Raw genomic sequence first — 20,700 nt, forward strand, 5'->3', positions numbered from 1 at the left:
CCCTGGGTCTCGAGTGCTTGTCCAAAGATGTAGTCGGTCAGCTCTTCGCCGGACTCGGTGAGAGAGGTGAGAGCGGTGAACCAGGAGGGTCCGAGGAGCCGGGAGCTGCCGCGGGTCCGGTCAGGAGAGGGGTTCGGTGTCGGCGGGGAGGTCGAAGGTTAGGCCGCTGGAGCCTTCGCCGCGGCCGGTGCCGCGGCGGGCGCTGAGCCAGACGGCGACGCGGCCGTTGCCCCAGCGGGTGCGGTTGTAGGCGACGGTGACCTTGGTGCCGGTCTGCGGGACCTCCTCTTCGTTGAGGAAGTACGAGCGTTGCGGAGCGGCGTCCAGGCCCTCGCGGAGGATCGTGGTGCGGGGGCGGACGGGCGTGGTGTCGATCTCGCTGGGCATGGCGGCGCGCTGGAGCTGGATCTTGCGGCTGTCGCCGGGGACGTGCACGGGGATGAACGGGATCCAGTGGCCGGGGACCGAGGTCATGGCCAGGTAGGCGATGGGGGCCAGCGGGGCGGTGGGGGGCGTGGGCGGGAACAGGCGGCGGCGCTGGGCGAGGATCTCGGCGGCGACCTCCCTGCCGCTGCGGCCCGGGCCGGTGGGCAGCCGTACGGTCTGCTCGATGCCCCAGACCATGTTGGCGTTCTCGTCGCGGATGAGGTCGACCTCTTCCAGGACGGGTCCGTCAGCGACCTTGGGGACGGTGGGGGAGAGGAACAGGCCTGTGTCGGCGGGGACGGCGTCTGAGCCGATGGTGTCCAGGGTGAACATGGACCAGCGCTGCCAGTCGTTGTCGGCCCCTGCCCCGGCGGGCGTGATCCACAGGCGCTGGCCGAAGACGTCGGTGACGGCCAGGCCGCGCAGCGAGGCCAGCGTCCCGGTGGGCAGGTCGCACGGCAGGTGGAACCAGTCGTTGCTGTAGACGAGGGCGAACTCCAGGACGACCAGGCGGGCCATGTCGGTGCGGTCCGGGCGGACGGCGGCGAAGTTGGTCTTGCCGTCCTCCACCGCCCACCAGCGCGGCAGCGGCATGCCGGAGTAGCGCACCGGGGCCGGGAACACCGTGCGGTTGACCGGGGCGGGCGGTGCGGCGGCCCCGCCCACCTGGGTTCCGGGGTCGATGGAGAAGGCATGCCAGTCGAGCTCGCCGCCCGGGTACTCCTGCGCGGTCAGCACCTTCTCCGCGCCCCCCGGCTGCCCCGCGGCGACCGAGAACCGGTGCTCCAGGCGGCGCGGATCCCAGGTGGCGTCGCCGGCGGGCTGATCGATCAGGCCGTCGAACCAGCCGACCAGCCGGGTGCCCAGCTCGTTGATCAGCGTGCGGTGCGGTGGCGCGACATGGTCGATGCCGTCGGCGGCCTCATGTCCCGCCCTGATGTGAAGGTACAGCTCGTACCCGTCCATCCGGCGGCCGGCGACGGCCTGCAGCGTGGACCAGACCTCGGGGTGGGCCACCCGCGGGGTGTCGGCGTCGCTGGCCGGGGACGGCAGTGCGATGGGATACAGCTCGACGAAGTCCTGCCGATGGTGGCGGATGGGCGGGTGCAGGCTCATCAGCTTGAGCCAGCGGCGGCCGATGGCAAGGCGCAGATCGTACGAGATCCGCTCCGGCCCGAAGGCGAACGGCAGCGCCTGGCGTTCAGCGATGTCCTCCAACGGACGGTCAGCGGGCAGGTTCTCAGCCGAGCCGCCCAACGCGGACTGGAACCGGCTCGGAACCGCCATCCCCACCGAGTACATGGCGGTGACCGGCGTCCCGGCGTCGGAGCCGCGGAACTCGCCGAGCTGCCACTGCCGGGTGAGCAGCCACAGCGCGTCCCGCACCTCCACGCGCAAGGCCCGTTCGAAGTCCGCCGTGCGGGGACGTCCCTCCAGCCGGTTCCACAGGCCGACGGTCGGGTGCTCCCGCTCCGCCAGGGCCTTCGGCAGGTTCTCGATGCGCTCTGTCATGGGTTCTTCCCGCGCAGGTTGTTGGTCGCGAAGTCGGTGCTGATGGTGATCGGCTTGCTGGCGGCCGACACCAGCGTGGCGGGCAGCAGGTGGGCGTAGGCGGTCTCGTCCAGGTGCGCGGGCTCGACGGCGCGGGCCTTCATCAGGTCGTACGTCTCGTGCAGCGCCGCCACCAGGTCGTCGGCGTTCCACGTCCCGGTACGAGTGGGCGGGGTGACCAGCAGCATGGCCTGCGGCGGTTCGGAGTCGGGCTTGTCATAGTGCAGCGCGATCCCGGTCGTCTCCTTCTGCGCCGGGATGACCTCGGTCCACTCGTCCAGCAGCAGGCCGCAGAAGGCATCGGTCGGCGGTGTGGGCTTGGTGGCGTAGTGCGCGGTGAACAGCAGCCGGTCCTCATCCAGCGTCGTGCCCGGCGCGAACTCCATGGCCAGCCAGTGGTCGTCGGTCCGGTACGGCAGCTGGATCGGCACCAGCTGCGGCTCCTCGAAGCCGGGCAGATGGCCGAGCAGTCCCCCGTCACCGCGCAGCGCGTCGCTCAGGATCGCCACCTGCTCCCACAGCCGCGGCTTCTCCCTGACCCGGGCGATGCCGTGCAGCCAGTCGTCCACCGGAAAGTCGCGCCCCGCGTCCTCCAGGTGCTCGACCAGGCCGCCGCTGTCGTCGCGGGCCTTCTTCCAGTCCGAAGCGAGCGCGGCCGACGGGGTGTACTCCGGTACGGCCAGAGCATCCTCGCCGAGCAGCGACTTGAGGGCGTCGAGCGCGGCCTCCACCCGGTCGGGCCCGGTCACCGCCGTGTCGTGCTCGGTCAGCGCCGCGTCGGCGGCGGTCAGCCGCTCGGCGATCTCGGCTTGCAGCGCCCGTGCCCGGTCCAGCAGTTCCTTCCCGTACGCGACGACCAGGTCCTCGTACGGGGTCAGCGTCAGCCCGGCCGGGTCCAAGCCGGTCAGCGGCAGCAGCGCGGCGACCTCGGCCAGCAGCCCGCCCAGCGTCTTCTGGCCGGTGCCGGCGACCTCGCGCAGATCCTGCAGCCTGTTCTGGAACGCCTGCCGCCGGTTGTTGATGATCGAGCGCAGCTGCTGGGGCGTGTTCGGGCGCGGCGTGGTCGGCGTGGTGGTCAGCAGCCGCTCGATCTGCTCCAGCAGCCGGAACCGCTCCGGGGTCGCGGTGGCCGCAGGGAGCGCGTCGTAAGCGGCGATGAGCGCGTTGGCGTCGGCCAGCGCCTTGGCCATCCGGTCGGCGACCTCGTCGACGGCCGCGAGCACCTCGGTGTAGCGGTCCCGCCGCCACCCGGCGGCCTCGCCCCAGCCGCTGCGCACCATGCCGAACCCGCCCGCCGTCGCGATCAGATCCCCGTACCGGCGCAGGAACGTGTCGATGCCGCTGATCACCTCGCTGCGCCGGACCGGCGCAGACGGCTCGGCGAACAGCGGCCCGAGGTCGTTCAGGTAGCCGGTGACGGCCGTGCGCAGCGCCACCAGCGCGTCCCGCACCGCCACCAGCCGTTCGCGGGGCAGCGTCACGGCCGCGTCGGCGGAGCGGTCGATCGGGGTGTCACCAGCGGCCGGGATCAGGTCGGTGGGCCGCACCGGCCGGGACGTGGTCAGCAGCGACCGCAGAGCGGCGATCAGTGGCGACAGCTCGAAGAACGTCACCTTGCCGGTGATGCGCTTGGTGTGCTCGATCACCAGCCGCGCGTCCGGACGTGGCTGGTCGCGGGTGGCGACCACGCCGATGATCCGGTCGTCCAGATCGGTCATCGACGCCTCGCTCGCGGGCCGTACCGCCCACAGCAGGTCGATCGGCCGCAGCCGCAGGTCCCGCTGGGTGACCACGCTGCTGCGGGCCACCCCGTTGACCGGGTCGGTCCAGGTCACCAGCGCGGCCACGTCCCGCTGGTCGGGCAGCAGCGTGGGCAGCCAGTCGTCCACGGCGGGCTCGGCCTTGGCGCGCGGGCCTTCGCCTTGTACGGACGGGGCGCTGTGGCCCGGCCGGATGCCCGGCGTCAGCTGCAGAGCCATCCGGTGGGTCAAGGTGGTGCCGCTGCGCGGTGTCCGGACCACCTCGGGTTCGGGTGCGACGCCTTCCTTCGCGTAGGCGTCGAGGGTCGTCGTCGCCCGCTCGGGATTGCCTGCGAGCGCCTGGTGCGTGCTCTCGGCCACCGCCAGGTCGGCCAGCGCGTCGTGGGTGTCGAGGAGCCGGTGCACCTCCTCGTTGATGGCCTTGCGCTGGTTGGTGTCGGGGGCCGGGAGCCCCTGGGCGCCGAACGGGTAGACGTCCGCGCCGGGCACCTGGGTCACCCGCCGCACGAGTTCGAGGCCGTCGATGACGTTGCGGGCCTCGACCAGCTCGACGGCGGTGCCCGGGGGCGGCTTGGTCTCCTCGATCCGCCCGGCCCGCAGCGGGAAGGCCCCGCGCAGCGCGGTGATGAACGAGTCCAGCTCGGTGTCCGGATACCGGTCGTGCAGGGCCCGTTCGAGCCGGTAGCCGAGCAGGGCGCCCAGCGACTGTCCCTGCCGCAGCCCGTCCAGCAGGGTCAGTGCCACCCGGACCCGTTCGGAACTCAGGTTGACGGCGAACATGTGCCGGTCGGCGGGACTGGCGTTGGCGATGTATCCGGCGCGGAGGACCGCGGCGGTGGTGGCCTGCGCGGGCGAGGGAGCGTGGATGTGACCGCCGTTGGCCTTGTCGTGCATCAGCGGCTGCGCGCCCGGCGGGTTGAACAGCTGCCCGAGGTCGCCGGTCAGCTCGACCTGCGTCATGCCGGGGCGCGGCTTGGGCCGTACGTCCTCCAGCCAGCCGTACGCACCGAGGTGGATGCCGCGCCGGGCCGGTCCCGTGCCGGACGACCCGTACCGCAGCTCCGCGAGCCGCTCGTTGACCAGACCCAAGCGCCAAGCGTCGAGCCGGTAGGTCGCGCAGTCCAGGTGCTCGGTCAGCACCCGTTCCAGCCGGGCGGTCGGCAGCCCGGCCAGGTGTTTCAGCGCGTCGATCTGTTCGGCGAGCTGCGCGGTGGCCGGGCTCTGCCTGATGACCTCGGGGATGAAGCTCGCCACCAGCCGGTCCGGGCTGCCGGTGATGGCCCGGTCCGGCGAGTACAGCCGGCGGAACCGGCTCTCGCTGCCCACTGGGGGTGCGCCGGGCCGGTTGGGCCGTACGTGGACGAACAGCGGATCGCGCGCGGGTGGCACCGTGCTCCCGGCTGCGGCGGCCAGGCGGCGGGCGGCGTCCTCCCAGGCGAGCAGGACCGCGTGCCGCGCCAGCAGATACAGCAGCGCCGCAGGCGGCTTGTCGCCTTTGAAGCCCAGTTCGAGCCGGATGGTCTCCAGGTCGTGCTCGGCGTGCTGGGCGAGCCAGTGCAGGTAGTTGCCGCCGTCGGGAAGGTACGCGCGGATGTGGCCGGTCTCCGACAGCGGCCGGTCATCGACCAGCGGCCCGAGCAGCTGGTACTGGTCGCCCACGAACAGCCGCCGGATCACCTCCGGGTCGGCTCCAGGCGGGATGGCGTAGCCGAGGCGGTTGAGCAGGGCACGGATCGGCTGCGGCATGTTGAGCTGGTCCAGCGCGGGGATGACGCGCGGGCCGCCGCTGTTGAGGTTCTCCCGGTTGAAGATGTCCTCGACGCTCTGCGCGTACCGCTGGTAGAACTCCGCCGACGTCGGATGCAGCGCCAGGATGTCCAGCAGCAGCTGGTGCGGGTCCCCGCCCTTGCCCAGGTAGCTGACCTTCGCGGCGGCCTTCTGCCAGTCCTCCGCCGCCACGCTGAGCAGCTTGTGCAGCGCGCGGCGGTGCGTCGCGCTTTCCGGGAAGGTCATCTTGGAGAAGGCGGTGGTGGGCAGGATGCCGTACGGCTGCCGCCCGATCTTGACCGCCGGGGCCGGGCCGCGCCCCGACACGTACCGCACGAAGAACTCGCGCGTCTGGTCGACCGCCTGCTCGGACAGGATCGGATGCATCATGCCGCGCAGGTAGGCGCCCCAGGTCGCGGGCCACAGGGCGATGTTGGCCGCGCGGGCGTCACGCTGGTCGGTGCCGTCGGCGTTGGGCATGCCGGTCAGCACGGCGGGGTCGATGCCCAGCAGGTCGGCCAGCCACTGCCCGTCGGTCCGGGTCCGCCAGTCGTCAGGCGCGTCCGCCGCCGCGAACCCGAACGCGGTGCGTAGCGCGGCCTCGGCTTCGGCGCGGCGGTCCTGCCCGGCGGGGGCGGCCTCGCTGTTGTTGGTTGGGGTGCCCTGCGGCAGCAGCCCGTACCCGGACGGGCTGCGCAGCTGCCGGGTGATGAGGTCGGCCAGTTGGACGGCCGTCTGCTCGGGGCCGGAGCGCTCCCGCAGCCCGAACACCACTAGCCGGTCCAGGCCGTTGCGGATCTGCGGGGTGAGCGGGATGCGCAGGCCCATGCCGAGCGTCACCGCCCGCCCGAAGTCGGTCAGCCACTGGAGCTCGTCGGGCACCCGCAGCGCGCCGGTCTGCTCGTCCACCTTGAGCTGCTTGTCGGTGTCGGCCTCGGGGTCGGGGCTGACCGCGAGTGCGTCGGGCACCGCCTCGCCGGTCGCTGTCAGTACCCGCTCGCCGCCCACATATCCGAGCACGGTGAAGCGGTCCGGCAGGAGCCTGGCCTTCGCCGCCTGGGTCCACGACTGCTCGGCCAGGCTTCCCGCGGCCGGTGGCGGCAGCACGAGGAACGCGACCATCACCGCGTCACCGACAGCGGTGGGCGCGGCGTCGATGCCCACCGGGCGCCGGGACCGGATCGTGTCCGCACGGCCGGCACCGACGTCGGCGCGCAGCGCGGTGTCGGCCGCGCGCAGCGTGGCCCGGTCGCCGTGCGCGCGCCACACCGCCGTCCAGTACGTGACGGTCGGTTGCCGGTCGGCGGCCGGTACGGCCTGGCCGGTCACGACCACCAGCACGGTCGCGCCCTCCGGCACCGTCGCGGGCCGATCGGCGGGGTTGACGGGGGTACGGGTCTGCAGCAGCCAGCTGGCCCGGCCGCCGGGCACCCGAGCGACCAGCTCCTGCCAGGCCGCCTGCTCGGCCACCGCGTTCCCGCCGGTCCGCCAGTGCGCCGTCCAGTACGCGTCCACCGCGGTGATCTCGGCGCGGGTCGGCTTGGGCTCGAACTTATCGGTGCACCACTCGTCCGGGAAGATCCGTACCAGCAGCTCGGTGGCGGTGAACCGGGTCTCCACCCGGACCGGGCCGAGCAGTACCGGGAAGTCGTCGCTGAGCGCGGTCACAGCAGCATCTCCTGAGCGTGGACGGCCATCAGCACCGGCGCCTGGAACAGCATGTAGGCCACGTCGGCCGAGCTCAGCCCGCCGTGCCAGACGGGCAGGAACGCGTCCTCCAGGTGCTGGTCGTTCTTCTCGGCGTCGGCGGCGGGGTCGTCGAAGTCCTTGAGCGGGACCTGCACGGTGCTCGCGTCGAGCCGGATGAACCCGGTCCCACCCGGATCCACGTCGGCCCACGTCAGGTCGTTCCACACCTCGACCGGGGTGGGCGGGCCCTCGTCCGCGCCGAACCTGGGGTCGCCGGGACGTTCCTGGATCACGAAGAACCAGCCCGCCGCGCCGGTGGCGAAGTTGCCCTTGGCCTCGGCCGCCGTCAGGTCGAAGCCGAGCAGCGTCAGGTCGGGGTCCACCTTGGCCTCGTACAGCGGGAGCCTGATCTCCTCCAGCGTCGGGTGCGCCGGGTCGGCGAGCTCGACCGGGACCCGTTCCTGGGCCGGGTCCGGCGGTCCCGACTCGGGCTGCCAGCGGGCGCGGTGCGCGTAGATGGCGGCGTTCGGGTACTTCTTCAGCAGGTCGCCGCGGATGACCAGCACGAGGTCGTCCGCCTGTCCGCCGGTCTCCCGCGCGTCGTTCTCACCGAGTTCGGCGGCCTTGGGCCAGGTGTGCAGCGGCTGGATGTCGTACTGCTTCGCGCCCCCGCGCGTGTCCCAGAACTGCCGGAAAGGCGAGCCGCGCTGGTCGGTGGGGTACTCGCGCCAGAGCAGCTCGCGGGCCATCTCGTGGTTGAGCCCGACGAGGTACGACTCGATGAACTCCTGGTTGGTCTCCAGCAGCGTCACCGTGTTCTGCGGGATCAGCCCGAGGTTGGGGGCGAAGTGGTCCACCGACAGGTCCAGCAGCGCCTTGTACATCGGCAGGTCGATGACGGGATAGGCCATCGCCTCGATGAACCGCTCGGCGAACGGCTGCAGCCGTTCGGGCAGGCTGACCAACGTCAGCAGGCTGGTGGGCACGGTCCTCTCGGCGCGCAGGCCGATCATCATCGCGTCGGTGGTGGCGCGGACGTTCAGCGGGTCGTCGCCGCCCTCGGTCTGGCCACCGCCCGCCGCCTGCCAGCCCCGGTAGATGTCGCGTAGCCCGCCCTTGAACCGCTTGGCCTCCTCGCTGTCGTCGCCGCCTTCGGAGGGGACGAACGTGTCGCCGGGCAAGGTGATCCGGAAGTTGGCGCTGTGCGGAAGCCGGTCGATCGGATCGGCTGGGCCGGCCTCGGTGGCGGCCGTGAGCCCGATCGGCGGTGGTGCTGGGTGCAGGACATCGTGCAGCTGCTTGGGTGTCACCACCGCGTCGGGAGTCTCCTTGGCGGAGGCCGCCGTCACGGGGTCGTCCGGGTCGTCCATCCGCGGGATCAGCGCGTCGGGCGGCTTGGTCTCGCTGAACGGCAGGTCGCGGATCAGCCGCCCCGGCCGCAGCATCCGCCGCATCGTCGGGGACAGCGGCGCGGCCGTCACGCGGCTGCGCGCCACGTGGAACCCGACCGCGACCCGCTCGCCCTCGGCCGCCACCGCCCCGCGCAGGGCCCGATCACGCGTGGTCACCCGCGAGTTGGCGGGAGCGGTGAGTACGAGGGCCTTGCCGGACGGCACCGGCTCGTCGGCCGGCGTGATCGGTGCGGCGGCGGGCTCCACATGCTTGGCCTGCAGTACGGTCCCGATCTCGCGGGCGAGCTGGGCGGCGCGGATCTTGGCGTTGGCCGCCAGCACGTCGCCGGCCTGTGCCCAGGCGGCGACCATGAACTCCTCCTGCCGCTCCTGGACGACGCGGGTGCCCAGGTGGGCGGCGACGCGGAAGCGCGGGTCCAGGTTGAGCCGGTGCACCCAGTTGCGGTCGGGCGTGATCGGGCTGCCGTCGCGCTTGGTCAGCAGCCGGTTCGCGGGGGCGTGCCAGCGCCCGTACAGCGGCGGGGTGATGATCGGATCGACCTCGCCCGCCACGTCCTGCACCCCGTAGGCGGCGTGTGCGGCGGCCGGGGTCTGGTCGAGGTAGGAGTCGGCCAGGTTGATCAGTCCGGCGAGGGCCTTCTGGAACAGGTGCGGGTACGGCTCGTCCCACTTGTCGTAGACGTCGCCCTTGGGCCGGTTGGGCGACTGGAGTGCGCCGCCCAGCTTGAGCACGCCGTGCAGCTCCGCCGGGCTGGTGATGGGCGGCAGCCCGGTCCCGGCCGAGTTGTGCACGTCGAGGTCGCGGCGGCCGATGGCCGGGTCGGCGGGCCGGGGCTCCAGCAGCCGGACCAGGTACTCGAAGTCGCCGGCGCTGCCGGTGCCGAAGAACCAGCGGTGGTAGTACGGCAACGTTGCGGGCTCGGGGCGGCCCGGGTAGTCGGGGCCCCAGCTGGAGTGCAGCGCGCCGGGCGCGGTGGCCGGGTCCAGGCCGAGCCCGGCCAGGCGGCCCGTCTCGAACGCGGGGACCAGGAACGCGTGGTAGCCGCTGTTGGGCTTGAGCCGCCGCGGGCACATCAGCCGCGAACACGCCAGGTCGGCGTTGGTGCGCAGCACCCGGCGCAGGGCGGCGAGCGCACCGGCGGGATCGTCGCTGGCGACCAGGCCGTCCAGCTCGCCGTTGACGTGCACGTGCGCCCACGCGCCGAGCTGGCCCGGCGGCGGCAGCGTCCCGGCCGGGTCCTTGACCTGGATCGACGGCAGCGGCCGCCCGGCGACCGCGCCCTCGGTGAACTCCGCGCCCGGGTCGCCCGCGGGCTCAGCCGCTCCGGCGAGCACGACGAGCGCCAGCCAGGGCAGCAGCCGCTTGTTGGCGCCGTCGGGCGGGGCCGGGCTGTAACGCCACGGCAGGCCCTCGTCGTAGAACTCGATGTGCGGCAGGTAGTTGGGCTCCACGTTGGTGATCCAGGGACGCGGCTCCACCCGCGAGATCACCCGCGGATCGACCCCCACCACGTCGCCCGGCCCGTACAGCTGTACGGCCTTCTCGACGTCGCGGGTGATCGTGCCGCCGGACACGCCGTCCCCGGTCAGCCGCAGCTTGACCGGGATGACGGCCCGTCCGGCGGTGCCCGGATCGGTCGTGATCCGGGTGCTGAGGCCGGTCCGCAGCCACGGCAGGAAGGAGTACGCGTTGCTCACGGTGTCACCGGGCCGGTGCCGAAGATCTCGCTGGTGGCGGTGACCTCGGTGGCGCCGGAGTCGGCGGCGGCAAGGCCCGCGCGGGTGATCCCGCCGGCGACCAGCGCCTTGCCGCCGGTCAGCGGAACGATGGCGAACCCCCACCGGCCCGCCGCCAGACCGCCCGCCGGGCTCCAGTTCCGGGTGGCCGCGTCGAAGATCAGCGCGCTGGCGTAGCCGACGCCGTGGTCCGGGCTGTCGGTGCCGCCGGCGACCAGCACCTTGCCCCCGCCCAGTGAGACCGACCGATGCAGGCCGCGCCCGGCGGGCATGTCCCGCACCGCGCTCCACGCGCCCGCGACGGGGTTGAACGTCTCGGCGGTGGCCCTGCTGAACGGGTCGAAGGTGCCGTTGCCCGGTGCGCCCGGAGGGCTGCCGCCACTGGCCAGGACGGTGCCGTCCGGGAGCACCGTGGCCTGGTGCCCGCTGCGCGCCACCAGCAGGCTCCCGGTCGGCGTCCAGGTACCGCCGGTGCCCGCAGCCGGGTCGTACAGCTCGCAAAAGGCCAGTGCCGCGTCGGTCTCGCGGGACACGGGCGCGCTGCCGCCGACCACCAGCACCTTGCCGGTGTTGAGCACGAGCGCCGGGTGACCGCAGCGCGCGTCGGTCATCGCGGTGACCTCCGTCCATGCGCCGGTGTCCGGGTCGTAGACCTCGGCCGAGCGCAGCGCCTTGACCGACTGCCCGGACCGGGCGGTGCAGCCGCCCGCGACGAGCACCTTCTTGTCGGGCAGCAGCACCGCGCTGTGCCCCCACCGGCCGGTCTTCAGGCTGCCGGTCGCGGTCCAGGTGCCCTGCGTGGGGTCGAACACCTCGGCGGAGGCCAGTCCGGCCGACGGGAACGTCGCCGCCCCGGTGATGCCGCCGGTGACCAGCACCTTGCCGCTGCCCAGCAGGGTGACCGTGTGCAGCCGCCTGGCGGTGTGCAGCGCGGTGGAGGCCGTCCACGTCTTGGCGGCCGGGTCGTACACGGCCACCTGCCCCAGCGCGGCTCCGGCTGCGTCGGCTCCTCCGGCCGCCAGGACCTTCCCGCTGGCGAGCACGACCGGGCCGTCGTGCTGGCCGGACCACACGCGTGCGGAGGGGAGGGCCCCGGTGCTCGTCCACTGTCCGGTAGCCGCCACGGTGGGACTGGTCATGAGGTTCCTCCGTCGTCAGGGCGTGAAGATCTCGGCGGTCGGGGTGAGGATGTCGGTGCCGGGGTGCGGGGCGGCAGCGGCCGAGCGGGTCCGGCCACCGGCCACGAGCACCCGGCCGTCGGACAGGTCGATCACGGCGAACGCCCACCGGCCGTTGGCCAGGCCGCTCGCGGGGGTCCAGGTGCCGGCGGCCGGGTCATACAGCAGCGCACTGCGGAAGCCGCCGTCGAAGGCGGGGGACCGGGTGCCGCCCGCCACGAGCACCAGGCCGGAGCGCAATGGCAGGGCGCGGTGCCGGGTGCGCCCACCGGGCATGTCGCGGACCGCCGTCCATGTGCCGGAGCCGACGGTGAAGCGTTCGGCACTGGCGAGGGCGGCGGAGTTGTACGGACCGCGCGCCGGACCGGTCGCAGCATCGCCGCCGGTCACCAAGACGGTGTCGTCGGCGAGCAGCGTCGCCTGGTGACCCGCGCGAGGTGTGGCGAGCGAGCCGGTCGGGGTCCATGTGCCGGTTGCCGGGTCGTAGATCTCGCAATAGCCGAGCGCGGCGCTGGTCCGGCCGGTCTTGAGGACGCCGCCGACCACCAGGACCCGGCCGTCCGCGAGCAGTACGGCTTGGTGGTCGGAGCGAGGGTCGGTCATCGCGGTCTCGGTCCACCGCCGTTTGGCCGGGTCGTACACCTCGGCGGACGGGAGCGAGTTGCCGCGGGCGCCGGTGCCGCCGGTGATCAGGACCTTGCCGTCGCGCAGCACGGTGGCGCCATGGCCGAGCCTGGCGGTGTGCATCGGCGGAAGGCCGCTGCTCCAGGTCGCGGTGAGCGGGTCGTAGATCTCGGTGGTCGCCAGGGGCGCGGTCTGGGTCACGCCGCCGGCGGCGAGGGCCCGGCCGTCCGGCAGCAGGCACAGGGTGTGCCCGTCGCGGGCGACCGGAAGCGGCGCGGTGGCGGCCCAGGTCCCGGCGATGGGATCGAAGAGCGCGGCGGCGGCGAGCGGCTTGCCCGCGGTGTCCTGGCCGCCGGCGACGAGGATCTTGCCGCTGCTCAGCCGTACCGCTGCCGGGGCGATGGCCGGGGTGGGCAGGGAGCCGGTGGAGGTCCACGACTGCGGGGTGACGGGCAGGGCCGCCGCCTCGGATTCGGGGATGACGTGGAGCTGGCCGATGAGCGCGGGGTCCGCGATGACCCACTCGGCGAGGGCCTCCTCGGCCGCCGCCTGGCTGCGGAAACTCGCCGTGGCCGAGCCGAGCGAGGCCGGCGGGAAGGCCTGGGCGTTGTTGCGCAGGTAGGCGACCACGAAGCGCGGGCCTGTGACCTGCACGGTCTCCTCAGGGGCGTACGGCTGGCGCTGGTCGGCTTCGCGCTGCGACAGGGGCGAACGGCTGGTGCTGCTGCCCTCCAGAAGCCGGGTGAACACGGCCGGGCTGACGCTGGTCAGCGTCTTGGTGGGCGCGGCGGTGGGGGCGACCTCGCGGACCAGTCCGTCGGCCTGCACGATCGTGCGGGTCGCCGGTCGTACGGTGCCCGGCGAGCGGCGCAGCCTGCTGTCGATGACGATCTGCTCGTAGCGGGCGCTGCGCTTGACGACGCGGGCGGAGGCGATCGCGCCCTGCGCCGCCACCAGCTCCAGCCCCGCGTCCTGGTCCTCGTACGCCGGTCGCGACAGTTTGGTCGCGTCGTCCATGTCCTGGAACTGGGCCATCGCGAACTTGTCGGCGGTGACGGAGGCGCGCACGAGGCCGCTGCCCGACAGGGGCTCGACGGTGAACCGTTTGCCGTCGCGCGGCCGCTGCGCGCCGATGCGATCCAGCCGTACGGCGAGCGGGATCGCACGCTGGCGGATGAACAGCGATCCGAGGGGGTGCAGCACCAGGTCCTCGGTCGGCGGCAACGCGCGCAGTGTGACCAGCGGGTTGCCGCCGCCGGTCGGCAGCCGGGTCTGCCAGCCTTCCGGCTTGGCGACCTCGCCCGCCAGGAGGGGGAGCACGTCGATCGGGGGCAGCGTGGTGTCGCGGTCCTCGCCCCAGGTGATGTCGAAGTCGGCGGAGATCTCGAAGAACAGCAGCGAGATCGAGCCCCGGCCGTGCGCCCTGAACGGGGCCGGGCCTTCGAGCTGGAAGTCCAGGTCGATGCCGAACAGGCCGACGCCGAACGCCTTGAGCGAGACCCCTGCGGAGACGGCGATGACGAAGCGGAACGGGGAGAACTGGAACAGCGCGTCGAAGCTGAGGTGGCCGGAGATGCCGAAGTCGTCGAAGCCCAGCACCATCTCGGCGCGTGCACCGAACTGCACCGTGTTGCTGGTGATCGCGAAGTAGCCGGAGACGGTGATCCGGGCGCCCGGCCGGTTGAGGATGTCCACCCGGATGCGGGGCGGCACCGGGAACGGCAGCGGCGGCGGCTTGTAGGAGGGGTGGAAGCCGCCGACGGAGATGACCAGGTCGGGGTTGTCGCCCCAGCCTACCAACAGGCCCATCCCGCCTTCGAGGGTCATGAACAGCACGCGCGACTCGAAGAGCTGGGCGAAGAACCACAGGCGCTGCTTGTCGAACTCGATCGCGCCGACGAACTGCACCTGCAGGACCAGCAGCGGCAGGTCGGTGGTGGGCAGCACGCAGCGCAGCACGCCGAGGATGGCGATATTGCCAGGGATCTCGATGATCACCGCGAGCGAGACCGAGACCAGCGTGGGGGTGCCCCAGCCGATCTTGGCCATCGGCCCGACTAGGAACGTGCCCTGCTCGGGCGGGAAGAAAGCGCGCAGGTCCGACAGGATGCGCGGCGCGTTGGCCACCACGTCGCGCGGAAACATCACCGACTCGATCGAGCCGGTCCGTACCCCCTCCACCAGAGCCTGCAGGTTCATCCGGCGGTTCAGCCCGACGATCCCGCCCACCGCCAGCAGGGTGAAGCCGAAGCCGAGCTGGATGCCGGTGCCGAACTCGGCGGTGATGATCAGCAGCAGCGAGAAGCCCGCGGAGCCGTCCGGCATCCGGGTGGTGATCAGCCCGATCGCCTTGACGTCGAACAGCCCGGCGAACTCCAGCTCCAGCGCCCCGCCGTACTCCCCCTTGGCCGGGTCGAAGAACAGGTAGCCGCCGCCGCTGACCACCCCGGCGTCCACCGACAGGCCCGCGCCCTTGGGCGGCTTGAACCTCAGCGAGACGTCCAGCGGGCCGAGGTTGCCGTCGTTGCCGGACGCGAAGCCGAAGGTCGCCGCCAGGCCGAGCTCCTCGACGACCGCCTTGATCGGGCCGAGCTCGGCCTTGAACGTCGCGCCGAGGTTGATCGGCAGGCCGTCCGCGCCGGGGGCGGCCGAGACGGTCAGCGACTGGATGTCGATGGGTCCCAGGTTGAGGTGGACGGGCAGCTGGATCTCCAGGTTGGAGGTGCCGCGGAAGTAGAAGCCGGTGCGCTGGGAGACGCCGAGCGTCAGGTCGGCCCCGAAGGAGAAGCCGCCGTCCGGCACGATCTTGGCGATGAAGCCGTCGGCCTCGCCGGGGTCGAAGACGAACTCCAGACCGGCCAGCTCGAACTCGGCGAACACATCCGCCGCGCCGTCGGACAGCCGGATGCCGCCGGTGCCGCCGGCCTTGCGAAACTGCAGCCGGGTCGCTCCAGGTGAGCCCAGCAAGACGATCGGGCCGGCGTCGGCGTTGCCGCGCTCGGCCTTGACCACCAGCGAGCCGTCGGCGTGCGACGGCGAGCCGCCGCCCGCGAAGCCGACGATGATCTCGATCGGGCGGCCCGGCCGCACCTGCAGCCCGATCCCGCCTTGCAGGTTCAGGTCGGTACGGATGGTGACGGCGATGTCGTCGCCCAGCTGGAACTTGAAGTCCAGCGCGCCGTTGAAGGCGGGGATCAGCGCCAGGCCGGGCGGGCTCCCGGCTGCCGCCGGCACCGGCAGCAGCCTCATCTCGGCGGCCATCCGGCCCGAGGCCTGCGCCCGTTCGAAGAAGACCGCCCGGATGCCGCGCACCGGCGGGTCGGTCAGCTTGGGAGCGGTGCCTTGCAGGGCGGCCGCACTCGCCGTCGGGATCTCGGCGGTGGCGATGTCCACGCCGATGGCCATCATCAGGTTGTCGACCTGCACGGCCAGCGCCTCGAAGTCGAAGTCCGCCTCGCCCCAGCCGAAGGCGTTCTTGAGCACCAGCGAGGGTTCGCTCAGCGTCTTGGGCAGGTCCGTCAGGCCGAGCCGGACGTTCATGTACGGCGGCCGATTGCCCTCAGGCGGCGCGTAGCCCGTCTTGACCACGCCCAGCGCGCGCAGCCCGAACCCGATCGACGGGTGGTACCGCTGCAGGTAGGTGATGACCAGGTAGTCGATGAGCTGGCCGGGGAACTTCTCCTTGAAGCCGTCCGCGCGCAGCGGAGCGGGGATGGCCGAGTCGGGTGCGTTCGCGATCGCCCTGATCGCGTTGACCACCTCCTGGAAGGCCCGCAGCACCCGGCTCACGTCGTCGGGAGAGATCTGCACCGAGGCCTCGCCGTCGCCCACGGAGCCGCCGACGTTGAGGCCGCCCTCGCCGAGCAGCCTGGTCAGGCCGTCGTAGAGGGTCTCCACCCCGCTGCCGAGGTCGCGCAGCGGCTGCGGGATGTCCTCGGCGCGCCAGCCCAGCTTCTGCAGTAACGCGATGAAGGCCTCCGGGGAGGCGAGCGCCTCGCGCAGCGGCAGCAGCGCCTGCCCCAGCTCGGCCACCAGCCTGTCGAACGTGCCGGGCTCAGCCATTCTTCTTCGCCTTCGGGTAGAACATCGCGTCGAGGATGCTGTGGTAACCCGGATCGACCCGGTTGACGATCAGCCACTTGCAGACGAAGCAGAACTCGCCGTCGTTGTCCTCGTCGTCGGCGCGGCGCATCTTGCACGCTCCGGTCGGCCGGTAGTAGCCGCCCGCGAAGTCGAGCGCGCCCTCGTAGACGCCGATCAGCTTCGAGGACTTGCAGGGCGCTTTGAAGTCCGGAATGGACCTGGGGTTATCGGCCTCGTGCTTGGGATGCAGGTTGTCGGTGTCGACGTTCAGCGGCATCCTGTTGGCGGGGGTGGGAGTGGTCAGGTGTTTGCGCACCGCCGGCTCGACCACGGTGCGGACCTGACCGGCGGCGTCCTTCAGCAGCACGTACACGGCCGAGCCCGCGGCGAACGTCGGGAACGGCGCGGGCGGCAGGCCCGGGCCGTCGAGCGTCATGGTGCCCAGCTCGGGCTCGATGTGGGCGATCTTCAGGTTGGTCAAGATCTGGGCGGGGCCGGTGGCCAGCGGCAGCTGGATGCCCTGCGGGCTGACGTGGACGTTGCGCAGGTGCACCTCGGCCGGCGGGTTCTGCGCCGCGATCTTCTGCCACGGCGCGATGTACCGCTTGTCGATCATGATCTCGATGCCACCGAGACCCGGTGCGGAGTCGATGATCAGCCGTGCGGACTGGCGCATCCGGGGCAGCGCGAACCACTTGACCTTGGTGACGTCGATCTGCCGGTCGGGCGCGGCGTTGACCCGCAGGAACCCCAGCATGCTCACGTTGTCGCCAAGGATGTCGTCCGTTGAGGTCGCGGGCGCTTTCGGGTCGTCTCCACCAGAGCTCTCGTACTCGTCCATCAGGCCGAAGCTGTGGCCGAACTCGTGCGCGACCGTGTCGACGGTCTCGGTGAAGTTGACGTCGGGCTCCGACGACGGCTTGCGTCGCATCACGCGCTTGTCGCCCGCGGCGTACTCGAACTCCACCCCGTCGCCCTTGTTGGTCGTCAGGGCCGTCAGGGTGTTGTTGTTGACGTTGCTGCCGCCGTTCACCTCGTCATAGGTGATGAGGGCGACCAGTCCGCGGCTGGGCTTGAAGTGGTCGTCGTCGGGCTCCCAGACCGGTCCGATGTGATGGAACGGGGCGAACGCGTACTCCAGGCCCGCGAGGTACTGCAGGATCAGGTTGCCCGGATTGGTGCTGCCGCGGCCGGCGAACCGCTCGGGAGGATGCCTGCGGGGGTCGGGCGTCAACGCCCTGGTCGCCTGCTCGGGCTTGTAGAACTCATATAGCCGGGCGATGAACTCGCGCAGCCCCGGCGTGCCCGGCTGGTCGCTTCCGGGCGGGGTCACCGCCGCCTTGCCTTTGGACAAGCGGTCGCCCCACCGGCAGCCCAGATGCATTCCGAACAGGGTGTCGCGTGCGTGCAGGATTCCGGTTCCCTGGTGCTTCTTCCACGCCCCCAGCAACGGTTGGTCCACCTTGTGGGGATCGAACCCGGTCAGCTCCTGCCCGGCCCAGATGTCCTTGAGGTCGGCCCTGCTCTCGTTGCGCATCGGCAGCCCGACCTTGGCCACCAGGTCCCGCAGCGTGTAGACGTTCTCGTCGTCGCTGACCTTGCGGATGAACGGGATGGGCACGCCGGTCCCCGTCGTCTGGTCCGCGTCGGCGACCCGGTAAGCGACGGTGGCGCAATGCTCCTGCGAGGCGCCGAAGGCCTTGAAGATGTTGAAGCTGCCCTCCAGCATCGGGTACGGCTGATGCCGGGGCTGGTCGAACATCTGGTCCACGACGCGGGTGACGATCTTGTCGAAGGTCTCTTCGTCGGACTTACGGAACCCTTCCGCGAGGAAGACGATGTTGTGCTGCTCGGCCGCGTGCGCCACGTTGGGCGTCTGGACCGGCTTCAGGTCGCGGCGGTGCTTGGCGTAGTTCACCACCCGCACGGGCAGCCGCTGGGTCTGGTTGAGGAACGCGCCCGTCAGGTCCACGGTCCCGGGGGTGCCGGTGGTCTCGCGCAGCCCGCGCAGCCGCCCCTGCGGGTTGACCACGAAGGTGTTGGTACCGGCCGACGTCAGTGTCACGTATCCGTGCCCGGTGATGTCGCCGATCAGATCCGTACCGGTCGGATCGTCGCTGAACTTGGCGTAGATCGACGGCTGGGCGTGCGCCACGTCGTCCACGGCGGTGGTGATGGAGTCGTTGCCGAACCACCACGCCACGATCGAGTTGTGCACCTGCAGCCGGCCGACGAAGTAGTCGCTGCCGCGCCGGACCTGGAACAGGTACACCCCCGGCTGGGTGGCGGTGAGCTGCCCGTTGGCGCCGTTGTACGCCGGCAGCGGCGGGAGCAGCCGCTGTCCGACGGGGCGATGCGGCGCGAAGAAGTCCACCGCGATCGCCCCCGGGGCGATCGGCGTCAGCGCGTACCCACCGGCCGTCACCGTCCGGTCGAACACCTGCAGCGTCAGCGGCGGCGTACCGGACAGGGCCAGGTGGAGATCGCAGTGCGGGAACAGCACGATGTCCGGTACCACGAGGGCCCCCATCCAAATGGGACTTCGGACGGCTCAACGAACGCAGCCTATCATCGCCGTCCGTAATGTTTTGAATACTCACCGTGCTCTGGTACGGCTGGCCGGGGATCGTCTGCGCCCTTCGCCCCGAGTATGGTCCGTACCAGCGGGAAGCATCTGGTCCCTGCTGCGACGCGCGCTGGCTCTCCAGCGTCGCCTGATCACGGAAGGCGGCATCACGAGTTCAACCTCGGTAACGGAGCCCTGCTATCGATCCGAAACTCAAGGGTTCTGTTCGAGGATGTAGCGGACGTGCGGGCCGAACGAAGTAGCCGCGGACGATGTGTGGTTGGCGTTGGCGTCGGTGGAAGAACCGGCGGGTCTCGGCGGCGAGTTGGGCCTGGTCGCGGGCCCGGCTGTGCATCGGCAGGCTCCGTTTGAGGTCGGCGAAGAGCACCTCGCCGCCCTCGGCCTTCGCCTTCGCACGGATCGCCGGCCAGGTCTCCGGCCGCCGACAGCTCGGACCAGCTCTCCCCGTAGGACAACCCAGCGGCACCGACGACTTCTTCAGGGGCAAGTAGCTAACCCTCAGCTTGGCGGGGCATGCGCAGGGACGCGTCCAGGATGGTCATGAGCTGTGCAGTACGGCTCTTGCCCGTCGGCGCCAGAGGGTATCTGTTCAAAACATCGATCAGGACGGGTGTGGCGCGTCGTCGAGCCTCGTCGATCAGCCGGAGCCCGACGGCGAGATCATCGTCCGCGTTCAATTCTCCAACGCGTGCGGCGCTTGCGGCGGCTCTCAGGATATGACCCACTTGGGTGGCTTTCGCGATCGGATGGAGGTAGGCCGCAGAGGCGGCATCTCCCGCAGCGCGCGCAGCGAGCCGTGCGGCCTCCGTGGTCGCCTCCTTTGCCGCCCGGTGGGCATCCAAGGAGGTGATGCGCTGAAGTTTGGTCCTCTTGGCGCCGTTCGCGAACTGCTGTGCGGCGCTAATGGCTGCACGGGGCCGAGGATCGCCGGGGTTGGCGTCCTCGAACACCGGAAGAACTTCCTCAGCGCTCTCCAGAACGTAGTGGGCGACGACTCGCAATTCGTCCATGGTCAGTTCAAAGTCCCCAGATCCGATCGTCACGGACCCGATTCTCCCATCGACCGATCACCTGCGGCCTCAGACGGAGACTGGTGTGACACAGCCTTGTTGAGGGTCGAGGTAAGAGTCAGCTGCCGCACCGCCCGCGCTGGGTCTGGGTGAACCGGTAGGACTCGGTGCCGGTCTCGACGATGTGGGCGTTGAACGTGACGCGGTCGATGATCGCGGTGCAGAGCCGAGGGTCGGTGAAGGTCTGCTTCCACTCGGAGAACGGTGCATTCGACGCGATCGCGATAGCGCGTCGTTCCTCCCGCTCGGTGAAGATGAAGATAAGGAACAGGAGCTTCGCTACGGCCTTGTCCAGGTCGACATACCGAACTCGTCCAGGCAGAGCAGATCGACGCGCCCGTAGCGGGCGATGGCCCAAGTGGGACTTCCCGGTGCCGGAGTCACCGATCAGACAGAGCGGCTGCCCTGCCCTGACCCAGGCCGAGTCCGACAGGGTGCCGACGAGTTCCGGGGTGACGTTGGGGTTCTCCTCGAAGTCGAGGTCCTCCAGCCGCTTGGGCCGGGGAAGTTCGCTTCCCCGAGCAGCCGCAACTCGCGCCTCTCCTCACGCTCGGCGCACTCGGCCTGCAGCAGGTCGGCCAGGAAGCCCTTGCAGCTGGAGCGCTGGCGCATCGCCTCGCCGGCCATGTCCTGGACCCGGCTGCGGATCCTGGGCAGGTGGAGCGTGCGGCAAGCCTCGTCGATCGCGGTGTCGACCGCCTCCTCGGACCCGGTGTCGCGCCGGGGCGAGGGAATCCGGGTGGCGGTCTCGGTCGTGGTCCAGCGGTGCCCTTCGGTTGGCATTTCAGCAGCTGGTCGTAGTGCGAGACTGTCGGC

At 71.4% G+C, this 20,700-nt stretch carries 7 protein-coding genes and 1 pseudogene; all 8 read right to left on the bottom strand.

Annotated features, from left to right (window positions below; translation table 11 throughout):
* Window positions 1-120: 120 nt before the first annotated feature.
* Window positions 121-1,938 carry a hypothetical protein gene (locus ACWD0J_RS29380; protein ID WP_451498871.1) on the bottom strand — a complete coding sequence of 606 codons (1,818 nt, stop codon included), beginning with the start codon at window positions 1,936-1,938 and terminating at the stop codon, window positions 121-123.
* Entirely contained in the window at window positions 1,935-7,172 is a 5,238-nt protein-coding gene (locus ACWD0J_RS29385) for a hypothetical protein (RefSeq protein WP_451498872.1), read from the bottom strand. Before ACWD0J_RS29385 ends, ACWD0J_RS29380 begins: the two co-directional genes overlap by 4 nt.
* The gene (locus tag ACWD0J_RS29390) at window positions 7,169-10,303 is read right to left on the bottom strand and encodes a hypothetical protein (protein ID WP_451498873.1); all 3,135 of its coding nucleotides are present in this window, start codon (window positions 10,301-10,303) and stop codon (window positions 7,169-7,171) included. Before ACWD0J_RS29390 ends, ACWD0J_RS29385 begins: the two co-directional genes overlap by 4 nt.
* Complete coding sequence (locus ACWD0J_RS29395) at window positions 10,300-11,481, bottom strand: Kelch repeat-containing protein (RefSeq protein WP_451498874.1); 1,182 nt, start codon at window positions 11,479-11,481, stop codon at window positions 10,300-10,302. The genes ACWD0J_RS29390 and ACWD0J_RS29395 overlap by 4 nt, the downstream gene beginning before the upstream one ends.
* 15 nt (window positions 11,482-11,496) lie before the next feature.
* Window positions 11,497-16,206, bottom strand: a complete 4,710-nt coding sequence (locus ACWD0J_RS29400; RefSeq protein ID WP_451498875.1) for a DUF6603 domain-containing protein — start codon at window positions 16,204-16,206, stop codon at window positions 11,497-11,499.
* The gene (locus tag ACWD0J_RS29405) at window positions 16,199-18,757 is read right to left on the bottom strand and encodes a hypothetical protein (protein WP_451498876.1); all 2,559 of its coding nucleotides are present in this window, start codon (window positions 18,755-18,757) and stop codon (window positions 16,199-16,201) included. Before ACWD0J_RS29405 ends, ACWD0J_RS29400 begins: the two co-directional genes overlap by 8 nt.
* A gap of 548 nt (window positions 18,758-19,305) precedes the next feature.
* A complete protein-coding gene (locus ACWD0J_RS29410; RefSeq protein WP_451498877.1) occupies window positions 19,306-19,857 on the bottom strand; it encodes a putative immunity protein in 552 nt (183 codons plus the stop codon).
* An 85-nt stretch (window positions 19,858-19,942) separates the two neighbouring features.
* Window positions 19,943-20,619: pseudogene (locus tag ACWD0J_RS29415) on the bottom strand (ATP-binding protein).
* Window positions 20,620-20,700: the final 81 nt, after the last annotated feature.

It is taken from the genome of Streptomyces sp. NPDC003011 (assembly GCF_053591515.1).